Genomic DNA, 6,002 nt, shown 5'->3' with positions numbered 1-6,002 from the left:
CGGCGCGGCGCGGCTCGACCCCCTGCTTGCGGGCGGCCTCGCCACTGGCGCGCTGCATGAGATCACTGCCGCAGCACCTGGCGATGCGCCGGCTGCGGCGGGCTTCGCCCTCGCCCTTGCCGCGCGGCTTGCCGAAAGCCGCAAGGCGCCGCTGATCTGGATCGGCGAGGATTTCGCCGGCCTCGAACAGGGCGCGCTTTATGGCCCCGGCCTCGCCTTGCATGGCATCGACCCGGCCCGTCTCGTCCTCGTGCGGACGGCGAATGCCAAGGACGCCCTCTGGGCGATGGAAGAGGCGCTGAAATGCCGGACGCCGTCGGCGGTGATCGGCGAGATCTATTCCGCCAAGCTTTATGATCTCACAGCCTCGCGCCGGCTGGTGCTCGCCGCGCAGAAACAGGGCACGACCGGTCTCATCTTTCTCGCCGGGCCGGTGCGCGCCGCAGCACTCTCGAGCAGCGCCGAGACGCGCTTTGAAATCCGCGCCCGGCCAAGCCCGCAGCAGACTTCCGCCGGCGACCGCGTGCCCCTGCCCGGCTTTGCCGCCTTCGATGTGCGCATCGCCAAGGCGCGCGCCGGGCCGGCCGGCTTTTGCATCGATCGTGACGCCTTCCATCCCGTTGTCTGGAGCCCCCGAGAGGTTTTGTTCCGTGACGCGTTATCTCTCCCTCTGGCTGCCGTCGCTGGCGACGGACCGGATCATCCGCCGTACCGCCGCAGCGCGTGAGGCGCCGCTCGCCACAATCGCCAAAGTCAAAAGCGCGCAACGGCTCGCCGCCGTGAACCGCGCCGCCGCCCGGCACGGGCTGAAGCCCGGCATGGCGCTCGCCGACGCCCGCGCGATCCTGCCTGATCTTACCTGCTGTGCCGCCGACGAAGTGGCGGAGGCCGCAACGCTCGCCGCGATCACCGATTGGTGCCGCCGCTTCACGCCGCTCGCGGCGCTCGATCCGCCCGACGGCATGATGCTCGACGTGACCGGCGCGGCGCATCTCTTCGGCGGCGAAGCAAAGCTGCTTGGCGAAATCGAGACGCGGCTCGCCGCCCAAGGCTTTGCCGCCCGCGCCGCACTGGCGCCGACGCCGGAGGCCGCCTGGGCCCTGGCGCGGTTCGGCAAAGAACGGCTGATCGAAGATGAGGCCCGCGAAGCCGATATGCGCCGCCGCCTCGGCGCGCTGCCGCTCGCGGCGCTGCGGCTCGATGCGGCGGTCTTGGCCGGGCTGGCGCAGGCAGGCTTGCGCCGCATCGACGATCTCATCCTGCGGCCGCGCGCGCCGCTCGCGGCGCGGTTCGGCAAGCCGCTCTTCGTCCGGCTCGACGCGCTTCTTGGCCGCGCCAAGCGTCCCATCACGCCGCGTTTCGAGGCGCCGGCCTATCTCGCCGAGCGGCGCTTTGCCGAGCCGGTCGTCCAGCGCGAGACGATCGAAGCGACGATCCTCGCCCTGGCCCAAGACTTGGCGCGCCTGCTGGCGCGACGGGGCGAAGGCGCGCGGCAACTCGACGTGAGCCTCTTCGGCGTCGATGGCAGCGTGAAACATTTGCGCGCCGGCACGAGCCGGCCCTTGCGCGACGCGGCCGTGATCGCCCGCCTCTTTCGCGAGAAGATCGAAGCCGCCGCCGCGATGGACGAGCGCGATCCGCTCGATGCAGGCTTCGGCTTCGATCTTGTGCGGCTCGCGGCCGAAGCCGTTGAGCGGCAGGACGAGGATCAGGCCAATTGGCTCGCCCCCGCGGCGGAGGAAGACCTCGCCGATCTCATCGACCGGCTGGGGGCGCGGCTCGGCGTGCGGCGGGTTGTGCGGCTCGAACAGAGCGATACGCATTGGCCGGACTTTGCGGTGACGGCGCTGCCCTGCGCCCTGTCGCCGCCCCCACGTCATAGCCGGGCTGATCCCGGCCACGACGCGCAAATCTTCGCCGAGAACGCGCTCCCGCCTCGCCCGATCCGCCTGCTGCAAAGGCCCGAGCCGATCGAGGCCATCGCCAGCGTGCCCGACGGGCCGCCGCTGCGCTTCCGCTGGAGGCGGGTGCTGCATGATATCGCCGCCATCGAAGGGCCGGAGCGGATCGCCCCCGAATGGTGGAAACATCGCGCCCTCACCCGCGATTATTTTCGCGCCGAAGACAGCAAGGGGCGCCGCTTCTGGCTCTACCGCGAAGGTCTCTACGAAAGCGAAACCATGCGCCCGCGCTGGTTCATGCATGGCCTGTTCGCGTGAGTGGCGATCATCCCCTTTATGGCAAGCGCAACAAGCCGGCAGCCGGCGCGCTTGGCTACGCCCCGCCACGCAACGACGCGGTTCCTTTCGCCGAATTCGGTATAATGACGAATTTCTCCTTTCTGCGCGGCGCTTCGCATCCGGAGGAATTCGCCGCTGAAGCCTATAAGCTCGGGCTACAAGGCATCGGCATCGCCGACCGCAATTCGCTCGCCGGCGTCGTCCGCGCACATGTCTTTGCCCGGAACAATGACATTGCGCCGGAGACCTTGCGCCTCGCCATCGGCTGCCGTCTCGTCTTCTGCGACGGCACGCCGGATATTCTCGCCTATCCGCAGGACCGCGCCGCCTATGCGCGGCTCACGCGCCTCATCACCCGCGGCAACTTGAAAGGCCAAAAGGGCCTCTGCCGGCTGGACGCCGGCGATCTCCTCGAAGCCGCCGAAGGCCTGCAACTCGCCGTCTTGCCGGCAAGCAGCTGGGAGCAGGAGGACGATGCCGCCAAGCCCGGCAAAGTCTATGCGGGTTTCGAAAGCGAGGCGGCCGACCTTCCGCTTCGGGAAAAGGAAACGGCGGCACGGAACGACGCCGATACACCATTCTTGCACCGTCTCGCTGCCATCGCCCCGGGCCGCGTCTGGCTCGCCGCCAGCATGATCTATGGCCCGCACATGCGCCGGGCCTTGGCAGATCGCGTCGCCCTCGCGCGCCGCCTCGGCCTGCCGCTCATCGCCACCAACGACGTTTTGATGCACGAGGCGGCGCGGCGGCCGCTGCAGGACGTTCTCACGGCCGTCCGCCATCGCACGACGCTCGATGCCGTCGGCAAGCGACTGCAAGCCAATGCCGAGAGGCATTTGAAAAGCGGCGCAGAAATGGCGCGCCTTTTCGCCGAAGCGCCGCAGGCCGTGGACGAGACTGTGCGCTTTCTCGAAGGGCTTTCCTTTTCGCTTGCCGACATCAAGAACGAATATCCGGAGGAATTGCGCGAAGGCTATGCGACAGCGCAGGCGGCGCTCGAAGCCTTCGCCTATGCCGGCGCGGCCGAACGCTACGAGGGCAAAGTCCCCGAAAAGGTGAAACACACTCTGGCTTATGAGCTCGCGCTCGTCGCCGACATGAACTACGCGCCCTATTTCCTCACCGTGCATGACATTGTGCGTTATGCGCGCAGCCAGGACATCCTCTGCCAGGGCCGCGGCTCGGCAGCCAATTCGACGATCTGCTATTGCCTGCGCATCACCGATGTCGATCCGGCGCAGAATGCTTTGCTCTTCGAGCGCTTCATCTCCAAGGACCGCGGCGAGCCGCCCGACATCGACGTCGATTTCGAGCACGAGCGGCGCGAAGAGGTGATGCAATATATCTACAATCGCTATGGCCGTGCCCGCGCCGGCCTTACCGCGACCGTCATCACCTATCGCAGCCGCTCGGCCTTGCGCGATGTCGGCAAAGCCTTCGGCCTGTCGGACGATGTGATCCAGGCCCTGTCGAGCTCGCTTTGGGGCGGCGCCGCGCAAGGCCCGCAGGATAAGCAAGTGCGCCGCCTCGGCCTTAACCCGCGCGAAGACCGGCTTGCGCAGACGCTCGACCTGGCACAGCAACTTGTCGGTTTCCCGCGCCATCTCTCGCAACATACCGGCGGCTTCGTCATCACCCGCAGCCGCCTCGACGAGATCGTGCCCATCGCCCATGCCGCAATGGACGATCGCACGACGGTCGAATGGGACAAGGACGATCTCGATGCGCTCGGCATCTTGAAAGTCGATGTTCTCGCGCTCGGCATGCTCACCTGCCTGAAGCGCAGCTTCGATCTTCTGCGCGACCATTATGGCATCGATCATAAGATCGCCAGCATCCCGGCGGAGGAGCGCGCGGTCTATGCCATGATCTCGCGAGCCGACACGATCGGCGTCTTCCAGATCGAGAGCCGGGCGCAAATGTCGATGCTGCCACGGCTGCGGCCGCAAACGTTCTACGATCTCGTCATCGAAGTCGCCATCGTCCGGCCCGGCCCCATCCAGGGCGACATGGTGCATCCCTATCTGCGGCGGCGGCAGAATCTGGAGCCTGTCAAATATCCCTCGAAAGAGCTCGAGGAAGTACTGGGCAAAACCCTCGGCGTGCCCTTGTTCCAGGAACAGGCGATGAAAATTGCCATTGTCGCCGCCGGCTTCACCCCGGCCGAAGCCGATAAATTGCGCCGTGCCATGGCGACCTTCAAACGCGCCGGCACGATCGAGACGTTCCGCACCAAAATGATCGAAGGCATGGTGGCACGCCATTATCCGCGCGATTTCGCCGAACGCTGCTTCAAACAGATCGAGGGCTTCGGCACCTATGGCTTTCCCGAAAGCCATGCCGCCTCTTTCGCGCTGCTCGTCTATGCTTCGGCGTGGCTCAAATGCCGCTATCCGGATGTCTTTGCTTGCGCTTTGCTCAATGCGCAACCGATGGGCTTTTATTCGGTCGCGCAGATCGTCCGCGATACGCGCGAACATGGCATTGCGGTCGAGGACGTGGACGTGAATTTCTCGGATTGGGATTGCACGCTCGAAGCAGACGAGGCCGTGCCTTCATCCCGCCTCCACCTGCGCCACGCCTCGATGCAGAACGATATCCGTTCGACGCAAAAACTCCGCCTTGGCTTCCGGCAGGTGCACGGCCTTGCCAAAGAGGACATGGAGGCCCTCGTCGTCCAGCGCGGCAAGGGCTATGATTCAATCCGCGATCTTTGGCTGCGCACCGGCCTCGCGCCGAGCGCTCTCGCAAAGCTCGCCGAAGCGGACGCCTTCCGTTCGCTCGGTCTCGATCGGCGCGATGCGCTCTGGGCCGTGCGCGGCCTGAACCGCGCCGGCGACAAGGACGATTTGCCTCTCTTGAAGGATTTGAGCTTCCGCGCGCTCGAACCCGAGGCGCATCTGCCGCCCATGTCGCTCGGCGAACATGTCGTCGAAGATTACCGGCATCTTGCGCTGTCGTTGAAATCCCATCCGGTCAGTTTTCTGCGGCCGCATCTCAAGGCCGAGCACATCCTCCGCACGCAAGATTTGGCCATGCTGACCTCGGGCCAGCGTGTGCGCACCGCTGGGCTGGTGCTGATCCGGCAGAGGCCCGGCACCGCCAGCGGCGTGATTTTTCTCACGATCGAAGACGAGACCGGCGTTGCCAATGCGATCATCTGGCCGAAAATCTTCGAGACACATCGGCCGATCGTGATCGCCGCGCGTCTCGTTGCCATTACCGGCCGGTTGCAATCGGAATCCGGCGTCATCCATGTCGTCGCCGAAAAGATCGACGATCTAACGCCGTGGCTCGGCGTTCTGTCGCGGCCGGACAATAATGCTCTCGCGCATCCTGTCAAAAATCCGCACCGGCATCCGCGCAATCAAGCGCGCCTGACAGAGCCTGGGCTTTTCGATACGAAAACCGCGCAAACAACGACCGACAAACGCGATGATATCTATCGCGTCATGCCGAAAGGCCGGAATTTTCATTGAAGCGAAGATCAAACCGCTTCGCACTTTTCGGTCCGATGTCGTGACCCTCTCCATCGCATCGGATTTGCCCGAAAGCCGCTTCGCACTTTTCGGTCCGATGTCGCGACCCTCTCCATCGCATCGGATTTGCCCGAAAACCGCTTCGCACTTTTCGGTCCGATGTCGTGACCCTCTCCATCGCATCGGATTTGCCCGAAAACCGCTTCGCACTTTTCGGTCCGATGTCGTGACCCTCTCCATCGCATCGGATTTGCCCGAAAACCGCTTCGCACTTTTCGGTCCG

3 protein-coding genes are annotated in these 6,002 nt (G+C 65.2%); all 3 read left to right on the top strand.

Going from position 1 to position 6,002, the window contains the following annotated elements; genetic code table 11:
• Positions 1-727 (top strand): hypothetical protein (locus tag Q0025_RS14760; protein ID WP_297300449.1); only part of this gene is annotated, 727 nt, incomplete at its 5' end.
• Complete coding sequence (locus Q0025_RS14755; RefSeq protein WP_297300447.1) at positions 651-2,219, top strand: DNA polymerase Y family protein; 1,569 nt, start codon at positions 651-653, stop codon at positions 2,217-2,219. The genes Q0025_RS14760 and Q0025_RS14755, both read left to right, overlap by 77 nt.
• Positions 2,216-5,719: an error-prone DNA polymerase gene (locus tag Q0025_RS14750; RefSeq protein ID WP_297300444.1), complete on the top strand. Its 3,504-nt coding sequence runs from the start codon at positions 2,216-2,218 to the stop codon at positions 5,717-5,719. The genes Q0025_RS14755 and Q0025_RS14750 overlap by 4 nt, the downstream gene beginning before the upstream one ends.
• Positions 5,720-6,002 lie beyond the last annotated feature (283 nt).

Origin of the sequence: uncultured Methylovirgula sp. (genome assembly GCF_947646745.1) — a bacterium.
GTDB lineage: Bacteria > Pseudomonadota > Alphaproteobacteria > Rhizobiales > Beijerinckiaceae > Methylovirgula.
The sequence above is the reverse complement of the archived record's forward strand: the minus strand, read 5'-3'. Positions and strand labels throughout refer to the sequence as shown.